At 71.1% G+C, this 16785-nt stretch carries 20 protein-coding genes and 5 tRNA genes; 17 read left to right on the top strand and 8 right to left on the bottom strand.

What is annotated here, in order from left to right; all coding sequences use genetic code 11:
• Positions 1-66: 66 nt before the first annotated feature.
• Positions 67-351 (bottom strand): hypothetical protein, encoded by a 285-nt coding sequence (locus tag AB0M11_RS32810; protein ID WP_365711760.1) that lies wholly within the window; start codon positions 349-351, stop codon positions 67-69.
• Between AB0M11_RS32810 and AB0M11_RS32805 the strand changes: the two genes are divergently transcribed.
• The 6 genes from AB0M11_RS32805 to AB0M11_RS32780 all read left to right on the top strand — a co-directional run bounded on the left by AB0M11_RS32805 (position 350) and on the right by AB0M11_RS32780 (position 1684).
• Complete coding sequence (locus tag AB0M11_RS32805; protein ID WP_365711759.1) at positions 350-1117, top strand: HAD family hydrolase; 768 nt, start codon at positions 350-352, stop codon at positions 1115-1117. The two genes, AB0M11_RS32810 and AB0M11_RS32805, sit on opposite strands and share 2 nt — an antisense overlap.
• A 91-nt stretch (positions 1118-1208) precedes the next feature.
• Positions 1209-1280, top strand: a tRNA-Gln gene (locus tag AB0M11_RS32800).
• Positions 1281-1301: 21 nt separating this feature from the next.
• Positions 1302-1374, top strand: a tRNA-Glu gene (locus tag AB0M11_RS32795).
• A 28-nt stretch (positions 1375-1402) separates the two neighbouring features.
• Positions 1403-1475: transfer RNA gene (locus tag AB0M11_RS32790), tRNA-Glu, on the top strand.
• A gap of 21 nt (positions 1476-1496) precedes the next feature.
• Positions 1497-1568 (top strand) — tRNA-Gln (locus AB0M11_RS32785).
• A gap of 43 nt (positions 1569-1611) precedes the next feature.
• Positions 1612-1684: transfer RNA gene (locus AB0M11_RS32780), tRNA-Glu, on the top strand.
• Between the two features lie 47 nt (positions 1685-1731).
• On the opposite strand, the gene AB0M11_RS32775 is transcribed toward AB0M11_RS32780, so the two are convergent.
• Complete coding sequence (locus AB0M11_RS32775) at positions 1732-2376, bottom strand: MerR family transcriptional regulator (protein WP_365711758.1); 645 nt, start codon at positions 2374-2376, stop codon at positions 1732-1734.
• 89 nt (positions 2377-2465) lie between these two features.
• On the opposite strand from AB0M11_RS32775, the gene AB0M11_RS32770 reads away from it, so the two are divergent.
• Positions 2466-2966 (top strand): DUF4188 domain-containing protein, encoded by a 501-nt coding sequence (locus AB0M11_RS32770; RefSeq protein WP_365711757.1) that lies wholly within the window; start codon positions 2466-2468, stop codon positions 2964-2966.
• Between the two features lie 258 nt (positions 2967-3224).
• Here AB0M11_RS32770 and ndgR read toward each other — a convergent pair whose 3' ends face one another.
• Complete coding sequence (gene ndgR / locus AB0M11_RS32765; protein ID WP_123973900.1) at positions 3225-3941, bottom strand: IclR family transcriptional regulator NdgR; 717 nt, start codon at positions 3939-3941, stop codon at positions 3225-3227.
• Between the two features lie 206 nt (positions 3942-4147).
• Between ndgR and leuC the strand changes: the two genes are divergently transcribed.
• The 4 genes from leuC (at position 4148) to AB0M11_RS32745 (ending at position 7464) form a co-directional block, all read left to right on the top strand.
• The gene (leuC, locus tag AB0M11_RS32760; protein ID WP_365711756.1) at positions 4148-5578 is read left to right on the top strand and encodes a 3-isopropylmalate dehydratase large subunit; all 1431 of its coding nucleotides are present in this window, start codon (positions 4148-4150) and stop codon (positions 5576-5578) included.
• A gap of 6 nt (positions 5579-5584) precedes the next feature.
• Positions 5585-6178 (top strand): 3-isopropylmalate dehydratase small subunit, encoded by a 594-nt coding sequence (gene leuD / locus AB0M11_RS32755; RefSeq protein WP_365711755.1) that lies wholly within the window; start codon positions 5585-5587, stop codon positions 6176-6178.
• 288 nt (positions 6179-6466) lie between these two features.
• A complete protein-coding gene (locus AB0M11_RS32750; RefSeq protein ID WP_181802287.1) occupies positions 6467-6697 on the top strand; it encodes a hypothetical protein in 231 nt (76 codons plus the stop codon).
• 140 nt (positions 6698-6837) lie between these two features.
• Positions 6838-7464 carry an HU family DNA-binding protein gene (locus AB0M11_RS32745; protein ID WP_365711754.1) on the top strand — a complete coding sequence of 209 codons (627 nt, stop codon included), beginning with the start codon at positions 6838-6840 and terminating at the stop codon, positions 7462-7464.
• A 191-nt stretch (positions 7465-7655) separates the two neighbouring features.
• Here the strand turns inward: AB0M11_RS32745 and AB0M11_RS32740 are convergent, their stop codons facing one another.
• Entirely contained in the window at positions 7656-7859 is a 204-nt protein-coding gene (locus AB0M11_RS32740) for a hypothetical protein (RefSeq protein WP_365711753.1), read from the bottom strand.
• A gap of 9 nt (positions 7860-7868) precedes the next feature.
• The gene (cofC, locus tag AB0M11_RS32735) at positions 7869-8507 is read right to left on the bottom strand and encodes a 2-phospho-L-lactate guanylyltransferase (protein ID WP_365711752.1); all 639 of its coding nucleotides are present in this window, start codon (positions 8505-8507) and stop codon (positions 7869-7871) included.
• A 155-nt stretch (positions 8508-8662) separates the two neighbouring features.
• Here cofC and AB0M11_RS32730 point away from each other — a divergent pair, with 155 nt between their 5' ends.
• The 3 genes from AB0M11_RS32730 to AB0M11_RS32720 are packed head-to-tail and all read left to right on the top strand — an operon-like array spanning position 8663 to position 11651.
• Positions 8663-9427, top strand: coding sequence for a lysophospholipid acyltransferase family protein (locus AB0M11_RS32730; protein WP_365711751.1), 765 nt, complete (start codon positions 8663-8665; stop codon positions 9425-9427).
• Positions 9424-10434 (top strand): NAD(P)H-dependent glycerol-3-phosphate dehydrogenase, encoded by a 1011-nt coding sequence (locus AB0M11_RS32725; protein WP_365711750.1) that lies wholly within the window; start codon positions 9424-9426, stop codon positions 10432-10434. Before AB0M11_RS32730 ends, AB0M11_RS32725 begins: the two co-directional genes overlap by 4 nt.
• Positions 10435-10493: 59 nt before the next feature.
• Complete coding sequence (locus AB0M11_RS32720) at positions 10494-11651, top strand: D-alanine--D-alanine ligase family protein (RefSeq protein WP_365711749.1); 1158 nt, start codon at positions 10494-10496, stop codon at positions 11649-11651.
• A 126-nt stretch (positions 11652-11777) separates the two neighbouring features.
• On the opposite strand, the gene AB0M11_RS32715 is transcribed toward AB0M11_RS32720, so the two are convergent.
• A complete protein-coding gene (locus AB0M11_RS32715) occupies positions 11778-12266 on the bottom strand; it encodes a DUF3515 domain-containing protein (protein ID WP_365711748.1) in 489 nt (162 codons plus the stop codon).
• Between the two features lie 20 nt (positions 12267-12286).
• Positions 12287-12520, bottom strand: coding sequence for an Lrp/AsnC ligand binding domain-containing protein (locus AB0M11_RS32710; protein WP_028802415.1), 234 nt, complete (start codon positions 12518-12520; stop codon positions 12287-12289).
• 206 nt (positions 12521-12726) lie between these two features.
• On the opposite strand from AB0M11_RS32710, the gene AB0M11_RS32705 reads away from it, so the two are divergent.
• Both AB0M11_RS32705 and thiD read left to right on the top strand, forming a co-directional pair.
• Complete coding sequence (locus tag AB0M11_RS32705) at positions 12727-13692, top strand: thiamine-phosphate kinase (protein WP_089098531.1); 966 nt, start codon at positions 12727-12729, stop codon at positions 13690-13692.
• Positions 13689-14504 (top strand): bifunctional hydroxymethylpyrimidine kinase/phosphomethylpyrimidine kinase, encoded by an 816-nt coding sequence (gene thiD / locus AB0M11_RS32700; RefSeq protein ID WP_365711747.1) that lies wholly within the window; start codon positions 13689-13691, stop codon positions 14502-14504. The genes AB0M11_RS32705 and thiD overlap by 4 nt, the downstream gene beginning before the upstream one ends.
• A gap of 158 nt (positions 14505-14662) precedes the next feature.
• Here thiD and rpmB read toward each other — a convergent pair whose 3' ends face one another.
• A complete protein-coding gene (rpmB, locus tag AB0M11_RS32695) occupies positions 14663-14848 on the bottom strand; it encodes a 50S ribosomal protein L28 (RefSeq protein WP_003993230.1) in 186 nt (61 codons plus the stop codon).
• A gap of 259 nt (positions 14849-15107) precedes the next feature.
• Here rpmB and AB0M11_RS32690 point away from each other — a divergent pair, with 259 nt between their 5' ends.
• Entirely contained in the window at positions 15108-16784 is a 1677-nt protein-coding gene (locus tag AB0M11_RS32690) for a DAK2 domain-containing protein (RefSeq protein WP_365711746.1), read from the top strand.
• Position 16785: the final 1 nt, after the last annotated feature.

The raw sequence follows: 16785 nt of genomic DNA, 5'->3' as shown, positions 1-16785 counted from the left end.
TTTACATCGTGCCGGTGGTGGGGGCGGCCTTGGTGACCGGGTTGACCCGCCCCTCAGCCGTTCGCGTCAGACCGCGTCGGCCTCGTCGACCAGGTAGGTGAACTCGTCGAAGACCTCCAGGACGACGACGACCATGATCGCGCCCGCGACCATGTACTCCAGCATCACGCCGGGGGCCACGTACGCCTTCCTGAGGTGTTCGTCGGGGCCGAGTTGCGCTGTGGCGGCCTTGCGGAAGGGGTCACGCGCCAGTATCCGCACGGCCTTGTCCAGCTGGGCTCGACGCTCGCCGGGCAGACCGTCGTAGGCCGCACGGGCCTCGACGGTGAACTGGACTCGGTACTCGCTCATGCCCCCAGTGTGCCAGTCTGTGAGGGTGATCAGAGCCGTGGTGTGGGACGTCGACGACACCCTCTTCGACTACACGAGTGCCGACCGCGAGGGCATGCGGGCGCATCTGGCGGCGGAGGGGCTGCTCGCCGGCTGGGGGAGCGCGGAGGCGGCGCTGGTGCGGTGGCGGGAGATCACCGACCAGCAGTGGGCGCGGTTCTCGGCGGGCGAGGTCTCCTTCGAGGACCAGCGGCGGGACCGGGTGCGGGTGTTCCTCAAGGCGCGGCTGACCGACGCGGAGGCCGACGACTGGTTCCGCCGGTACCGGACGCACTACGAGGCCGTCTGGGCCCTCTTCCCGGACGTCCTGCCCGCCCTGGACGCCCTCGCGGCCGGCTACCGGCACGCCGTGCTGTCCAACTCCAGCCTGCACGTCCAGGACCACAAGCTGCGCACCCTCGGCGTCCACGACCGCTTCGAGGCCGTCCTGTGCGCCGCCGAGCTGGGCGTCTCCAAGCCCGCGGCCGCCGCCTTCCTCGCGGCCTGCGAGGCGCTGGAACTCGCCCCGCACCAGGTGGCGTACGTCGGCGACCACCCGGAGATCGACGGGCGCGGCGCCGCGGACGCCGGACTGCTGTCGGTGTGGATCGACCGCCGCGGGCTGTCCGCCGCCTCCGTCACCAGGGCCGACGTGGCCGCCGGGCCGCACCGGATCGGCTCCCTCGCCGAACTGCCCGCGATCCTCCGCGCCGATACCCGTTTTGGAGCCCCGTCCACCTTCGGGTAATGTTCTTCCTGCGCCGCCGGGGAGCGGGCCGAAAGGCCGGTACCGGAGACGCGAAACTAGAACAAGATCCCCTCAGGGGCTTGCGTTCCAGTGGCCTATGGTGTAATTGGCAGCACGACTGATTCTGGTTCAGTTAGTCTTGGTTCGAGTCCAGGTAGGCCAGCTCGCAGAGCTCATCTGCAAAGCCCCCGTTGTGTAGCGGCCTAGCACGCTGCCCTCTCAAGGCAGTAGCGCCGGTTCGAATCCGGTCGGGGGTACGGAGATCATCCACGGATGATCGCTAGGGCCCCCGTTGTGTAGCGGCCTAGCACGCCGCCCTCTCAAGGCGGTAGCGCCGGTTCGAATCCGGTCGGGGGTACGAACTGGTCTAAACCATCATTGGTCTATGGTGTAATTGGCAGCACGACTGATTCTGGTTCAGTTAGTCTTGGTTCGAGTCCAGGTAGACCAGCTCGGATCTGCGGCGTTGCACGTCAAGCGCTCGTAAGATCCACGCCCCCGTTGTGTAGCGGCCTAGCACGCCGCCCTCTCAAGGCGGTAGCGCCGGTTCGAATCCGGTCGGGGGTACAGAACACGAGGGCCCCCTGCTTCAAGCAGGGGGCCCTCGTCGTGTCCTACTCGAAGCCGTAGCGCCGGGCCGTCTCCTCCTCCTGCGCCAGCCGGTGCAGGGCCTGCAGCATCGGCTCCACCAGCACCGCACTGGCCACCGCGGCCGCCACCTTCTCCTCCTCCGACGGCTGGGTCTCCAGGAAGTCCAGATCGGCGATCGCCGCCCGGTGCATCAACTTCGCCCGGGTGACCAGGAGTTCGCTGTCCCAGTCGTAGCCGAGCCGGCGGAACGCGGCCACCGAGACCACCAGCCGGCGGTACGCGGGGGAGACGGTCGTCAGCTGCTTGGCGTTCTCCCAGCCCAGAGTGGACAGCAGGGCGTCCACCTCCTGGTGCGCGGCCCGGACGTACTCGTCGTCCTCGTCCGGCTCCGGCACCTGCGGCAGTGCCCACAGCGCGGCGCCCACTCTGATCGTGCGGCCCAGCGACTCGTCGTCGACGTGCCCGAGCACCTCACGCACCTTCGCCACCGGCACCCGGCCGACCTGGATCATCGCCCGCACCAGCCGCAGCCGGCGCAGGTGCTCCTCGTCGTACTCCGCGGTCGTGGTGTTCACCTGGCGGCCCGGCGGCAACAGTCCTTCGCGCAGGTAGTACTTGATCGTCGCGACGGACACCCCGCTGCGCTCGCTCAACTGGGCCAGTCGCATCCCTTGCGCCCTTCCTTGGTGAGTGCCACTATCCCATCACTGACAGAAGGATAGTGCTGCTATCCGATGGAAACCGGGGGGTGTTTCGCATGGCCGCCAAACCGATTCCGGGCCGTACGACCGCGGCGCGCGAGGGCGATGCGGTGGTGCTGCTGATCGGCATGCGCGTCCATCACTTCTGGGCGGTGCACCAGTGGGTCCCGGTCATGGTGTCCATGCTCCGCATGCTGGGGGAGCTGGCGCGGGACCCCGGCCGGGGGCTGCTGGGGCGCGTTCTGCTGACGGCCTCGCCGCGGACGTACTACGTCGTCCAGTACTGGGAGTCCAAGGAGAAGCTGTACGCGTACGCGAGCTCGCCGGAGATGCTCCACCACGGCATGTGGAGCATCGTGAACCGCAAGGAGCGGGCGGGGAAGCTGCGGCAGCACGTGGGCCTGTGGCACGAGACGTACGTGGCGCCGGAGGGCTCCTACGAGTCGCTCTACTTCGACATGCCGGAGTTCGGCCTCGGCGCGGCGAGCGGAACGGTCCCGGTGGAGAAGCGGGGCCGCTACGCGAAGGACCGGTTCGCTCACCGGAGCGCCCCGTAGGGGCGCGGGGAACCGCGCGACCAGCCACGAAGGCGGGGCGGACGGCAGGTGGCGGCAGACGCTGCGCCGTGGGAGCTCCGGCCCCTGGGCGGCTGCAGGCGGCATGTGGCGGGTCGCGCAGTTCCTCCCCCAGCCCTTCGGCCGGGGGTGCCCTCAGCGCCCCTGAGTGGGGACAGTCCTGGGAAAAGGTCTCGCCCCCGGAGAAGGAGCCTGCCGCGGCGTTGAGGCCGGCCTCTTTCTCCAGGGGGCCGTCGGCTCTCAGCCGGAACGGCGCAGGGCCTCGGAGAGGCGTGCCGCGGCGTCGATGACGGCCTGCGCATGCATACGACCGGGGTGGCGGGTCAGGCGCTCGATGGGCCCGGAGACGGAGACCGCGGCCACCACCCGGTTGGACGGCCCCCGCACCGGCGCCGACACCGACGCGACCCCCGGCTCCCGCTCCCCGATGGACTGGGCCCAGCCCCGGCGGCGGACGCCCGAGAGCGCCGTCGCCGTGAAGCGGGCGCCCTGCAGGCCGCGGTGCAGCCGCTCCGGCTCCTCCCAGGCCATGAGGATCTGCGCCGAGGAGCCGGCCTTCATCGTGAGCGTCGAGCCGACCGGGACCGTGTCCCGGAGCCCGGACAGGCGTTCCGCGGCGGCCACGCAGATCCGCATGTCGCCCTGGCGGCGATAGAGCTGCGCGCTCTCTCCGGTGATGTCACGGAGGTGCGTGAGCACGGGCCCCGCCGTCGCGAGCAGGCGGTCCTCGCCGGCCGCCGCGGCCAGTTCCGCGAGTCGCGGACCGAGAATGAAACGGCCCTGCATGTCGCGTGCCACCATGCGGTGGTGTTCCAGGGCCACGGCCAGCCGATGGGCCGTGGGCCGTGCCAGTCCGGTGGCCCCGACCAGACCCGCGAGGGTGGCCGGACCGGACTCCAGGGCGCTCAGGACAAGGGCCGCCTTGTCCAGAACGCCGACGCCGCTACTGTTGTCCATGCAACGATACTCACGTCTCACTCTGTGAAACGCAAGTTCAATTTTCTGCGGAACGCGCCACCCTGGAATCACACAGTGGCCCGCGGACCAACGGGCCCGGCGGCGGACGCCCGGAACCACGACTTCAGGGGCCCGGACACTCGGGCAGCCGCTTCCTCAAGATCTCTAGTTGGGCCGGTGCACGTCTGCCGGCCGGAGGGAAAGCGATGGGTAGGACACTCGCGGAGAAGGTCTGGGACGACCACGTCGTCCGGCGCGCCGAGGGCGAGCCCGACCTCCTCTTCATCGATCTGCACCTGCTGCACGAGGTGACCAGCCCGCAGGCCTTCGACGGGCTGCGCCAGAACGGCCGCCAGGTGCGCCGCCTCGACCTCACCATCGCGACCGAGGACCACAACACCCCGACCCTCGACATCGACAAGCCCATCGCGGACCCCGTCTCCCGCGCCCAGCTGGAGACGCTGCGCAAGAACTGCGCCGAGTTCGGGGTGCGCCTGCACCCGCTGGGCGACGTCGAGCAGGGCGTCGTGCACGTCGTCGGCCCGCAGCTGGGCCTGACCCAGCCCGGCACGACGGTGGTCTGCGGTGACTCCCACACCTCCACGCACGGTGCCTTCGGCGCCCTGGCGTTCGGCATCGGCACCTCCCAGGTGGAGCACGTGCTGGCCACCCAGACGCTGCCGCTGGCCCGCCCGAAGACCATGGCCATCACGGTCGACGGCGAGCTGCCCGAGGGCGTCACCGCCAAGGACCTGATCCTGGCGATCATCGCCAAGATCGGTACGGGTGGCGGCCAGGGCTACATCCTGGAGTACCGCGGCTCGGCCATCGAGAAGCTCTCGATGGAGGCCCGCATGACCATCTGCAACATGTCGATCGAGGCCGGTGCCCGCGCGGGCATGATCGCCCCCGACGAGACCACCTTCGCCTACCTGAAGGGCCGCGCCCACGCCCCCGAGGGCGAGGACTGGGACGCCGCGGTGGCGTACTGGAAGACCCTGCGCACCGACGACGACGCGGTCTTCGACGCCGAGGTGCACATCGACGCCGCCGCCCTCTCGCCGTTCGTCACCTGGGGCACCAACCCCGGCCAGGGCGCACCGCTTTCGGCGGACGTCCCCGACCCGGCTTCGTACGAAGACGCCTCGGAGCGCCTCGCCGCCGAAAAGGCCCTGGAGTACATGGGGTTGGAGGCCGGCCAGCCGCTGCGCTCCATCAAGGTGGACACCGTCTTCGTAGGCTCCTGCACCAACGGCCGGATCGAGGACCTGCGCGCCGCCGCGGACATCCTGCGGAGCCGCAAAGTCGCCGACGGCGTGCGGATGCTGGTCGTCCCCGGCTCCGCCCGGGTCGGTCTGCAGGCCGTCTCCGAGGGCCTGGACGTGGTCTTCAAGGACGCCGGCGCCGAATGGCGGCACGCGGGCTGCTCGATGTGCCTGGGCATGAACCCCGACCAGCTGGCCCCCGGCGAGCGCTCCGCCTCCACCTCCAACCGCAACTTCGAGGGCCGGCAGGGCAAGGGCGGCCGTACCCACCTGGTGTCGCCGCAGGTCGCGGCCGCCACGGCCGTCCTGGGCCACCTGGCCTCGCCCGCCGACCTGTCCGACGCCGACGTATCCACGCCCGCTGGAGTCTGATCAGTCATGGAAGCATTCACCACGCACACCGGCCGGGCCGTCCCGCTGCGCCGCTCCAACGTCGACACCGACCAGATCATCCCTGCTCACTGGCTCAAGAAGGTGACCCGGGACGGTTTCGAGGACGGGCTGTTCGAGGCCTGGCGCAAGGACGAGAACTTCATCCTCAACCGCCCGGAGCGGCAGGGTGCCAGCGTCCTCGTCGCCGGCCCGGACTTCGGTACCGGCTCCTCCCGTGAACACGCCGTCTGGGCGCTGCAGAACTACGGCTTCAAGGCCGTGATCTCCTCCCGCTTCGCCGACATCTTCCGCGGCAACTCGCTGAAGAACGGCCTGCTCACGGTGGTCCTGGACCAGGAGACCGTGGAGGCGCTGCAGGAGCTCTCGGAGAACGACCCGCAGGCCGAGATCACCGTCGACCTGGAGAAGCGCGAGGTGCGCGCCGAGGGCGTCACCGCCCCCTTCGAGCTGGACGAGAACTCCCGCTGGCGGCTGCTGAACGGCCTGGACGACATCTCCATCACCCTCCGGAACGAGGCCGACATCGCCGCGTACGAGGCCAAGCGCCCGTCGTACAAGCCGAGGACGCTGCAGGTCTGAGCCGGAGCCCGCTTCGGGCGTGAACCGCCACATCTGAACACGGCTGGTTTCAGCCACCGCGACACCCCGCCTGTACCCCCGATCGCCACGATTGGGGGTACAGCCATGTCTGCACCCGAACGGGCGCTCGCGTTGTCGCAGGTCTTGCCAACTTCCCACGTTAGGGCGGATGTTGTCGGGGTACGTGAGTGCTGTGCGCGTGGCTTCCGCAAGTGCCCGGAAGGCCATTTGAGGCGGCAGTTGCACCCTGAGCAGGCGACAACTCGCCCCAGATGGCACAATCTGTGCATGGAACACGACGGCCAACTCCAGCTCTACGCGGCGGTCGCGGGCCAACTCAAGGAAGCGCACACAAAAGTGCGCGCACTGCAAGTCCCGGAGGGCGTACGGATGGCGCTGACCCGGAAGCTGCTGGTCATTACGGCCGCGGCCAAACACGACGTCGCCGACGCGGCCAGGCGGCTCGAACGGTTCAACGCGGACCTCGACGCGGGGCGAATCCCCGAAGAGGACCGCTGACCGGACCGAACGAGCAGGCCGAGTCGGTTGCGGCACAAGGGTGATAAGCCCGTTTCGTGTTTGATTTGCGGTATATATCTGCCTAACGTGCGAAAAAGCTTGAACACATTCGTTCTGGCGATGTCTCCGAAGGGGAAGACGTGAACAAGGCGCAGCTCGTAGAAGCGATTGCCGACAAGATGGGCGGCCGCCAGCAGGCCGCCGATGCTGTCGACCATGTCCTGGACGCCATCGTCCGCGCGGTCGTCGCGGGTGAGCGGGTCTCGGTCACCGGCTTCGGGTCCTTCGAGAAGGTGGACCGCCCCGCCCGCTACGCCCGCAACCCCCAGACGGGCGAACGGGTTCGGGTCAAGAAGACCTCCGTGCCGCGCTTCCGCGCGGGACAGGGTTTCAAGGACCTGGTGAGCGGCTCCAAGAAGCTCCCGCGCGGCGGTGAGGTCTCGGTCAAGAAGGCGCCCAAGGGCAGCCTGACCGGCGCCGCTTCGGCGACGGTCAAGAAGGCGGCGGCGAAGAAGACCACCGCCAAGAAGACGACGGCGGCGGCGAAGAAGACCACGGCCGCCGCGAAGAAGACGACGGCGGCGAAGAAGACCACGGGCGCCGCCGCGAAGAAGACCACGGCCAAGCAGGCGCCCGCGAAGACCGCGGCGACGGCGAAGAAGACGGCCGCGAAGAAGGCGCCGGCCAAGAAGGTCACCGCCAAGAAGGCGCCGGCCAAGAAGTCGACGGCCCGGAAGGCCACCGCCAAGAAGACCGCGGCTCGCTGAGCCGGGGCCCGCTTCGGGACAGGGTCGGGACACTCACGCGACGGGCCGGACTCCCTTGGGGAGTCCGGCCCGCGGTGTGTCCGGCGGCACGGAGCCGCATGTCGAATCCAGCCTCGCGCGCCGTGTCGAATACGGCCTCGCGCGCCGTGTCGAATACGGCCTCGCGCCCCTTGCGGGGCCGCGCTTGCGCGTCAGAATGTCTGCAGGGTCACCAGGGTTGCGCGAAGGTCTTCCCCCGCCCCCTCGGTCTCGATGCGTACCCTCTGACCCGGCCGGAGCATGCGCAGTCCGCCCGCCTCGAAAGCCTTGCCGTCGAACGGGACCGGTGTCCCGTCGTCCAGCAGCACCTGCCCGCTGCGGGTCTCGGGGTCGTACGTGTACGCGGTGGCCTGCATGAGCGCAGCCTACTGGTCCGGGATCAGCAGGCGGGCCGCCACCGCGGCGGTGCGGGGGCCCACGCCCAGGGCCAGGGCCGCGCGCAGATCGGCACCGGTGTCCACGTCCTGGCGGACCGAGTCCACGGCCGCCGGCCGGAGCTCCGCGGCCCCCGAGGCGGCGTGCCGGGCGCGCGAATCCAGGCCGAACGCGGGCGCCAATTCATGGCCGGGAGCAGCCGCCAGCAGGGTGGTGCCGATTCCCGCCGCGTCCGGGAGAAAAGCGCGCGGGAATTCCGCGGCCGCGTCGAGCACGCGGGCCAATTCCAGTGGCCGGACGGCCGGGAGATCGGCGTTCAGTGCGGCCACGGGACTTTCCGGACGCGATGCCCTGACGGTCGCCGCGCCGTGCCGCAGCGCCGCGTTGAGGCCGCTTCCCGGAGTGTCGGGGACGATGCGCGCGCCCAGTGCCGACAACTCGCGCCCGGCCAGCGTGTCGTCCGTGACGACCGCCACATCCTTCACCGACTGGCAGGCCAGGGCCGCCGCCACGGTGTCCTGGGCGAAGGCGAGAGCCAGTGACGGACGCACGCCGTCCGCCGCGGTGTCCGCGAGCCTGCTCTTGGCCCGAGCCAGCGGCTTGAGCGGGATGACCAAGGTCCACTGCACAGTCGTACCGTCCCTCCCTTGTTGCCTCATTGTCACCCGCGCTCCCGGGGCCGCGGCGACACCGGGGCGTACGGTGTTCTCGACAGTCCGGCGGGCCGGGGCCACACTTCTTCCCCATCCCGGACCGGGAGGAAGTCCTAGAGGAAGGTGTCCGCGTGCCCCGCCGGAGAATCGGCTTCTGGTACCGCTTCGCTGCGGTGCTCTGCAAACCTCCGCTGGTGGTTCTGATCAAGCGGGACTGGCGCGGAATGGAGAACATTCCGGCCGAGGGCGGTTTTATCACCGCGGTGAACCACAATTCCCACATCGACCCCTTCGCCTACGCTCACTATCAGTACAACACCGGCCGAGTTCCGCGATTTCTCGCGAAGAGCGGCCTTTTCAAGAAGGGATTTGTCGGCGCCGCCATGCGGGGCACCGGACAGATCCCGGTCTACCGCGAGTCCACGGACGCGCTCAGCGCCTTCCGGGCCGCCATCGACGCGGTGGAGCGTGGCGAGTGCGTCGCCTTCTACCCCGAGGGAACGATCACCCGCGACCCGGACCAGTGGCCCATGGCCGCCAAGACGGGTGCCGCCCGCGTCGCGCTGCAGACCAGGTGCCCGGTGATCCCGGTCGCCCAGTGGGGCGCCAACGAACTGCTCCCGCCGTACGCGAAGAAGCCCAACCTGCTGCCCCGCAAGACGCACCACGTGCTCGCCGGCCCGCCGGTCGACCTCACGCGCTTCTACGACAAGGAGATGACCCAGGACCTCCTCAAGGAGGCGACCGAGGTCATCATGGCGGCCATCACCCGCCAGCTTGAGGAGATCCGCGGCGAGAAGGCTCCAAAGACCCCCTACGATCCACGCCAGGTGCGGATCGAGCAGCGGCGCCGCGCGCGTGCGCAGAGCGCTCTGGAAGAGGAGAGCGGCAAGTGAGCATGCCTGCCAAGGCGGCGGTCTTCAGCGCGGGTTCATGGGGTACGGCCTTCGGGATGGTGCTCGCCGACGCGGGGTGCGAGGTCACCCTGTGGGCCCGGCGCGCGGAGGTGGCGGAGGCGATCAACTCCGGCCGTACCAACCCCGACTACCTGCCCGGTGTGGAACTCCCCGAGAACCTGCGGGCCACCACCGACCCCGCCGAGGCGGCCGCCGGCGCCGACTTCACCGTCCTGTCGGTGCCGTCCCAGACCATGCGGGACAACCTCGCCGAGTGGGCGCCGCTGCTCGCGCCCCGCACGACCCTGGTGTCCCTGATGAAGGGCATCGAACTCGGCACCGCCATGCGGATGAGCGAGGTCATCGCCGACGTCGCCAAGGTCGAGCCGTCCCGGATCGCCGTGCTCACCGGCCCCAACCTGGCCCGGGAGATCGCGGCCCGGATGCCGGCCGCGGCCGTGGTCGCCTGCACCGACGAGACGGTCGCCCAGCGGCTCCAGGCGGCCTGCCACACGCCGTACTTCCGGCCGTACACCGAGACCGACGTGATCGGCTGCGAGCTGGGCGGTGCGGTGAAGAACGTCATCGGCCTCGCCGTCGGCATCGCGGACGGCATGGGGCTCGGCGACAACGCCAAGGGTTCGCTCATCACGCGCGGTCTCGCGGAGACCGCGCGGCTCGGCAGCGCCCTGGGCGCCGACCCGCTGACCTTCTCGGGACTCGCCGGGCTCGGCGACCTGGTGGCCACCTGCTCCTCGCCGCTCTCCCGCAACCACACCTTCGGCACCAACCTCGGCAAGGGCATGACCCTGGAGGAGACCATCGCGGTCACCAAGCAGACCGCCGAGGGCGTCAAGTCCTGCGAGTCGGTGGCCGATCTGGCCCGCCGGCACGGCGTGGAGATGCCGATCACCGAGACGGTGGTCGACATCGTGCACGAGGGCAAGCCACCGGTGGTCGCCCTGAAGGAGCTGATGTCGCGCAGTGCGAAGCCCGAGCGACGCTGAGCGACCTCCCGTCGCGGACGCTGTCTCGGGGCCCTACCACCGGGTACTCTCAACGCGATATGAGCACCGAGAACCTCCCCCAGAGCCCTGAGCAGCCCGCTCGCAAGCCGCGCGTGGCCGTCGTCTTCGGCGGCCGCAGCTCCGAGCACGGGATCTCCACGGTCACCGCCGGAGCCGTCCTGAACGCCATCGACCGGACGATGTACGACGTCCTGCCGATCGGCATCACCCGGGAAGGCCGCTGGGTGCTCACGGCCGACGAGCCCGAACGCATGGCGATCACCGAACGCCGCACCCCCGAGGTCGGCGACCTCGCCGAGTCCACCGAGGGCGGCGTCGTCCTCCCCGTCGACCCCGCCAGCCGCGAGGTCGTCTACAGCGAGCCCGGCGCGGTGCCCAAGGCGCTCGGCGAGGTCGACGTGGTCTTCCCGGTGCTGCACGGCCCGTTCGGCGAGGACGGCACCCTCCAGGGCCTCCTGGAGCTGTCCGGCGTCCCGTACGTCGGCTCGGGCGTGCTCGCCTCGGCCGTCGGCCAGGACAAGGAGTACATGAAGCGGGTGTTCACCTCCTTCGGGCTCGCCGTCGGCCCGTACCTGGTGATCCGCCCGCGCGAGTGGCGGCAGGACGAGTCCGCCGCCCGCAAGCGGATCGTCGACTTCGCCGGTGAGCACGGCTGGCCGCTGTTCGTGAAGCCCGCGCGGGCGGGCTCGTCGATCGGCATCACCAAGGTCGACGACCTCTCGGGCCTGGACGAGGCGATCGCCGAGGCCCAGTCCCACGACCCGAAGATCCTCGTCGAGGCGGCTGTGCACGGCCGCGAGATCGAGGTCGGCGTCCTGGAGTTCGCGGACGGCCCGCGCGCCTCGGTCCCCGCCGAGATCCCGCCGCCCTCGGCGCACGCGTACTACGACTTCGAGGCCAAGTACATCGACTCCACCCCCGGCATCGTCCCGGCGCCCCTCACCCCCGAGGAGACCGCCGAGGTCCAGCGGCTCGCGGTGGACGCCTTCGAGGCCGCGTCCTGCGAGGGCCTGGTCCGCGCCGACTTCTTCCTCACGGAGCGGGGCGACTTCGTCATCAACGAGATCAACACGATGCCCGGCTTCACCCCGATCTCGATGTACCCCCAGATGTGGCAGGCGACGGGCGTCAGTTACCCCGACCTCGTCGACCGCCTCATCCAGGCAGCCCTGAACCGTCCGACAGGGCTTCGCTAGAGAACGGCCCGAGCCGAAGCGCCCCGTCAGGGGCGCTGGGGTCCCCCGGCCGAAGGCTGGGGGAGGAACTGCGCGAGCAACCACACACAACCCGCACCCGGCGTTCTGCTTCAGCGGTTACCGCGCTCAGTCGGCGATCCCCTCCGGTACCGCCCTCTTGACGGCAGGCGCCAGGCTCACCAACGGCGCCATGCCGTCCCCCGTCCGCCCCGCCGGAATCGTCACCTCGACATACGCCTTCCGCAACGTCGTCGTGAACCGGAACGAGTGGTCGGCCCGCTGCTCCAGCAGCCACCCCACCCCGTTCACCTCGACCCCGTCGGCCTCCGGATCGGCCATCCTCGCGGGCCGCGAAACCCCGCACCGCAGTATGATCGCCGGGTCGTCGCCCCAGCCGGCGGTCAGTGCGGAGGCCGGTTCCGGATCCCGTCGGCCCAGCTTGTCCACCTTCGTCGGCAGCACCCGGTCAAGGCGATCGCAGAGCCGCACGGCGGCCGCGCCAGGACTGGGAACCGCCGCCGACGGGGCGTCGTCTGCTGATGAGCAGCCCGCTGCCGCGATCATCAGCGCGGCGAGCGCGGGCAGACCGTACGGCCGGTGACGGAAGATGTTCACCGGCCAAGGGTAGACGGGGGCTACAGATGGACGACCGGGCAGGTCAGGGTGCGCGTGATGCCGTCCACTTGCTGGACCTTCGCGACCACCATGCGACCCAGTTCATCGACGGTGTCGGCTTGCGCCCGCACGATGACGTCATACGGTCCTGTCACGTCCTCGGCCTGGATGACGCCGGGGATCTTGCTGATCGTCTCGGCGACGGTCGACGCTTTGCCGACCTCCGTCTGGATCAGGATGTACGCCTGTACCACGGAACCTCCAGGGCGGCCACGAGGATCATGTGGGGAAAAGGAACGCCACGGTATCGCGTCGCCGCTCGCCGCGGGGAGACCTGCGCGGACAGGGGATCGCGCGCCGGGGTGCAGGCACGGCAGATGTTGACGGTCACCTCGACCGTATCCAGGACGACGGTGACGCGCGAGCGGGCACGGCAAGGCAGAGAAGGGGCGTAAGGGCAATGAAGGGCACTGTTGGTGAGCTCGGGGAGTTCGGGCTCATCAGGGAGCTCACCTCCCGTCTCACCACCACTCCGGCGGTCCGGGTCGGTCCCGGCGACGACGCCGCGGTGGTCGCCGCGCCCGACCGCCGGGTGGTGGCGAGCACCGACATCCTGCTGGAGGGCCGGCACTTCCGCCGCGACTGGTCCACGGCCTACGACGTGGGCCGCAAGGCGGCCGCGCAGAACCTCGCGGACATCGCCGCCATGGGCGCCGTGCCGACCGCCCTGCTGCTCGGCCTGGTGGTGCCCGCCGAGCTGCCGGTGACCTGGCCCAGCGAGCTGATGGACGGCCTGCGCGACGAATGCCAGGTGGCCGGCGCCTCGGTGGTCGGCGGTGACGTGGTCCGCGGCGACACGATCATGGTGTCGATCACGGCGCTCGGCGATCTGCGCAACCAGGAGCCGGTCACCCGGGCCGGCGCCCAGCCCGGCGACCTGATCGCCGTCACGGGCTGGCTGGGCTGGTCCGCGGCCGGCTACGCGGTGCTCTCCCGCGGCTTCCGCTCGCCGCGGGCGTTCGTGGAGGCGCACCGGCGTCCCGAGCCGCCGTACCACGCGGGTCCGGCCGCCGCCGCCCTCGGCGCGACCGCGATGTGCGACGTGAGCGACGGGCTGATCGCCGACCTCGGGCACATCGCCGAGGCCAGCAAGGTCCGCATCGACATCCGCTCCGGCGCGATCGACATCCCGACCCAGATGAACGACATCGGCCAGGCCGTCGGCGTCGACCCCATCCAGTGGGTGCTGACCGGCGGCGAGGACCACGCGATCGTGGCCACCTTCCCGCCGGACGTGAAGCTGCCCGCCCGCTGGAAGGTCATCGGCGAGGTCCTGAACCCCTCCGCGCTGCCCCAGGTGACGGTCGACGGGGCGCCCTGGACCAGCAAGGGCGGCTGGGACCACTTCGGGGACATCGAGTCGTGAGCCCGCCACGGGTGCTGACGGTCGCGGGCTCCGACTCGGGCGGCGGGGCCGGGATCCAGGCCGACCTGAAGACCATGCTCGCGCTGGGCGTGCACGGCATGAGCGTGCTCACGGCGGTCACCGCGCAGAACTCCGTGGGCGTGCAGGGCGCCTGGGAGCTGCCGGTGCCGGCGGTGCGGGCCCAGTACCGGAGCGTGGTCGACGACATCGGCGTCGACGCGGTGAAGACCGGCATGCTCGCCTCGGCCGAACTCGTCGAAGCGGTGGCCGAGTTGCTCGCCGGCACCGACGCGCCCGTGGTCGTCGACCCGGTCGGCGTCTCCAAGCACGGCGACCCGCTGCTCGCCGCCTCCGCGCTGGACGCGGTCCGCACCGCACTCCTCCCGCTGGCCACCGTCGCCACCCCGAACCTCGACGAGGTGGCCCGGCTCACCGGCGTGCGCGTCGACTCCGAGGCGGATCTGCGCCGGGCCGCGGCGGCCGTGCTGGCGTACGGGCCGAAGTGGGCGCTCGTCAAGGGCGGTCACCTCCCCGGCGACGCCGTCGACCTGCTCACCGACGGCACGGACGAGTTCCTGCTGCGCGCGCCGCGCCACGACAACCGGCACACCCACGGCACGGGCTGCACCCTCGCGTCCGCGATCGCCTCGCAGCTCGCGAAGGGGCAGTCCGTACCGGAGGCGGTGGCGACCGCCAAGGAGTACGTGACCGGGGCGATCGCCGCCGGCTTCGCGCTCGGCGCCGGGATCGGACCCGTGCACCACGGCTGGGCCCTCAGGCCCGGCACCGGGCCGGGCAGTCCCGCGGCCTGACGCCGCTCGGAGCCGGCCTCGCGACCGCTGGCCCCTGTTCGAACTGGTGTGCCTGGTGTGCGTGCCTGAAGTCGGGTACGGCAAAAAGCCGGCCCACCCGAAGGTGGACCGGCTCGGTGCAGCGAACCAGCGGTGGCCGCGCGCTCAGCGACAGTGCGTCAGCGCGAGACCTTGCCGGCCTTGATGCACGAGGTGCAGGCGTTCACGCGCTTCGGCGTCCCGCCGACCACGGTACGCACACGCTGGATGTTCGGGTTCCAGCGGCGGGACGTACGGCGGTGCGAGTGCGAGATGTTGTTGCCGAAGCCCGGCCCCTTGCCGCAGACGTCGCAGTTGGCAGCCACGGGTCACTCCAAAGACTTCAGATGCACTTACGGTTGGATCCCGGCGTGCCGGGATCGAGATCCTACGGATCGAAGATCTTGAGTGGCGTTGCCAGGGGAATGGCCCGATCGGATCGGGCAACCGGAGCAGCATACAACGACTGCGTCCGTGACACGAAACTAGCATGGCAGCTCAGGGGCCCGCCCCCGGCCCGCTTCCGGCGGACACCCCTCCGGGGTCTACGCTGCGTCCACGGTCGGCCGGCTCAAGGAGGCGCAGGTGGCGCAGGTGCCGCAGACATTCTTCGATGCTCTCGCGGTGCGCACCTGGTGCGGACTGTCACTCGGCGCGCTCGGGCGGGCACGCGAGGAGATCGACGCGATCAATGTCTATCCGGTGGCTGACGGCGACACCGGTACGAACCTGTACATGACGGTGGAATCGGCCGCGGGAGCCGTGGAGGCGGTCTTCGCCGGCTACGAGCTGGGCGAGGAGGTGCCGACCCTGGCCGACGCCGTCCGCGCGATGGCGCACGGCGCCCTCATAGGCGCGCGCGGCAACTCCGGCACGATCCTCGCGCAACTGCTGCGCGGCATGGCCCACGTCCTCACCGAGGGTGAGACGACTCACATCGACGCCGACGGGCTGCGGCTCGCCCTGCGGCACGCCGCCGACGCCGCCCGCCGGGCCGTCGCCCATCCCGTCGAGGGCACCGTGCTGTCGGTCGCGGCGGCCGCGGCGGACGCCGCCGACGCCGCCGACGGCGACTGCGGGGCGGTCGCACGGGCCGCCTACGAGGGCGCGTGCACGGCGCTCGCGGCGACTCCGGGACAGCTGGCCGCGCTTCAGCGGGCCGGCGTGGTGGACGCCGGCGGACGGGGGCTGGTCGCGGTGCTCGGCGCGCTGGTGGAGGCGTTCACGGGGGAGACGCCGACGGCCTTCGACGCGTCCGCGTGCGTGCCGGGCCCGGTCGGGCAAGCGCGCGGGGACGCCGTCTCCGAGGCCCGCGCCGAGAGCTGCGCCGAGGCCGCCGGCGGGCCCGCCTTCGAGGTGATCTACCTCCTGGAGGCCGGCGAGGCCGCCGTGGACCGGCTGCGGGCCCGGCTGGACGCCCTCGGCGACTCCCTGGTGGTGGTCGGCGGCGACGGCCTGTGGAACGTCCACGTGCACGTCGACGACGCCGGCGCCGCCGTCGAGGCCGGGGTCGAGGCCGGGCGGCCGTACCGGATCCGGATCACGCACTTCGGCGCCGGGGACGTGCACACCGGCGGGCAGCGGCCGCCGCGCGAGCGGGCGCAGCGGGCCGTGGTGGCCGTCGTGCCGGGGGAGGGGCTGGCCGGGCTCTACACCGAGGCCGGCGCGACCACCGTGCTCGCGCGCCCCGGGGAGCCGCCGGCCAGCGGGGAGCTGGTGGACGCCGTACGGCGCGCCCACGCGCGCGAGGTGGTGCTGCTGCCCAACGACGCCGACCTGCGGCACACGGCGGCCGCGGCGGCCGAGCAGGTCCGCGCGGAGGGCATCCGGGTCGCCCTCATCCCGACCCGCTCCGCGGTCCAGGGCATCTCCGCGCTCGCCGTGCACCAGCCGGACCGCCGGTTCGACGAGGACGTCGTCCAGATGACCTCGGCGGCCGGCGCCACCCGCTACGCCGAGGTGGTGCTCGCGGAGCGGCAGTCCTGGACCATGGCCGGCATCTGCCAGGCCGGGGACGTGCTGGGTCTGATAGACGGCGACGTGGCGGTGATCGGCTCGGACGTCACGGCCACCGCCGAGACCGTCCTGGACCGCATGCTCCAGGCCGGCGGCGAGCTGGTCACCCTGGTCCTCGGCGACGAGGCGCCCGAGGGCGTCGCCGAGCGCCTGGAGGCCCGCGTGCGCGAGGCCTACCTCGCCGTCGACACGGTGGTCTACCGGGGCGGCCGGCAGGGGGCCCCGCTCCTCATCGGCGTCGAGTGAG

This window comes from Streptomyces sp. NPDC051987, assembly GCF_040680735.1.
GTDB lineage: Bacteria > Actinomycetota > Actinomycetes > Streptomycetales > Streptomycetaceae > Streptomyces.
This window is presented reverse-complemented; position numbering and strand designations above follow the sequence as displayed.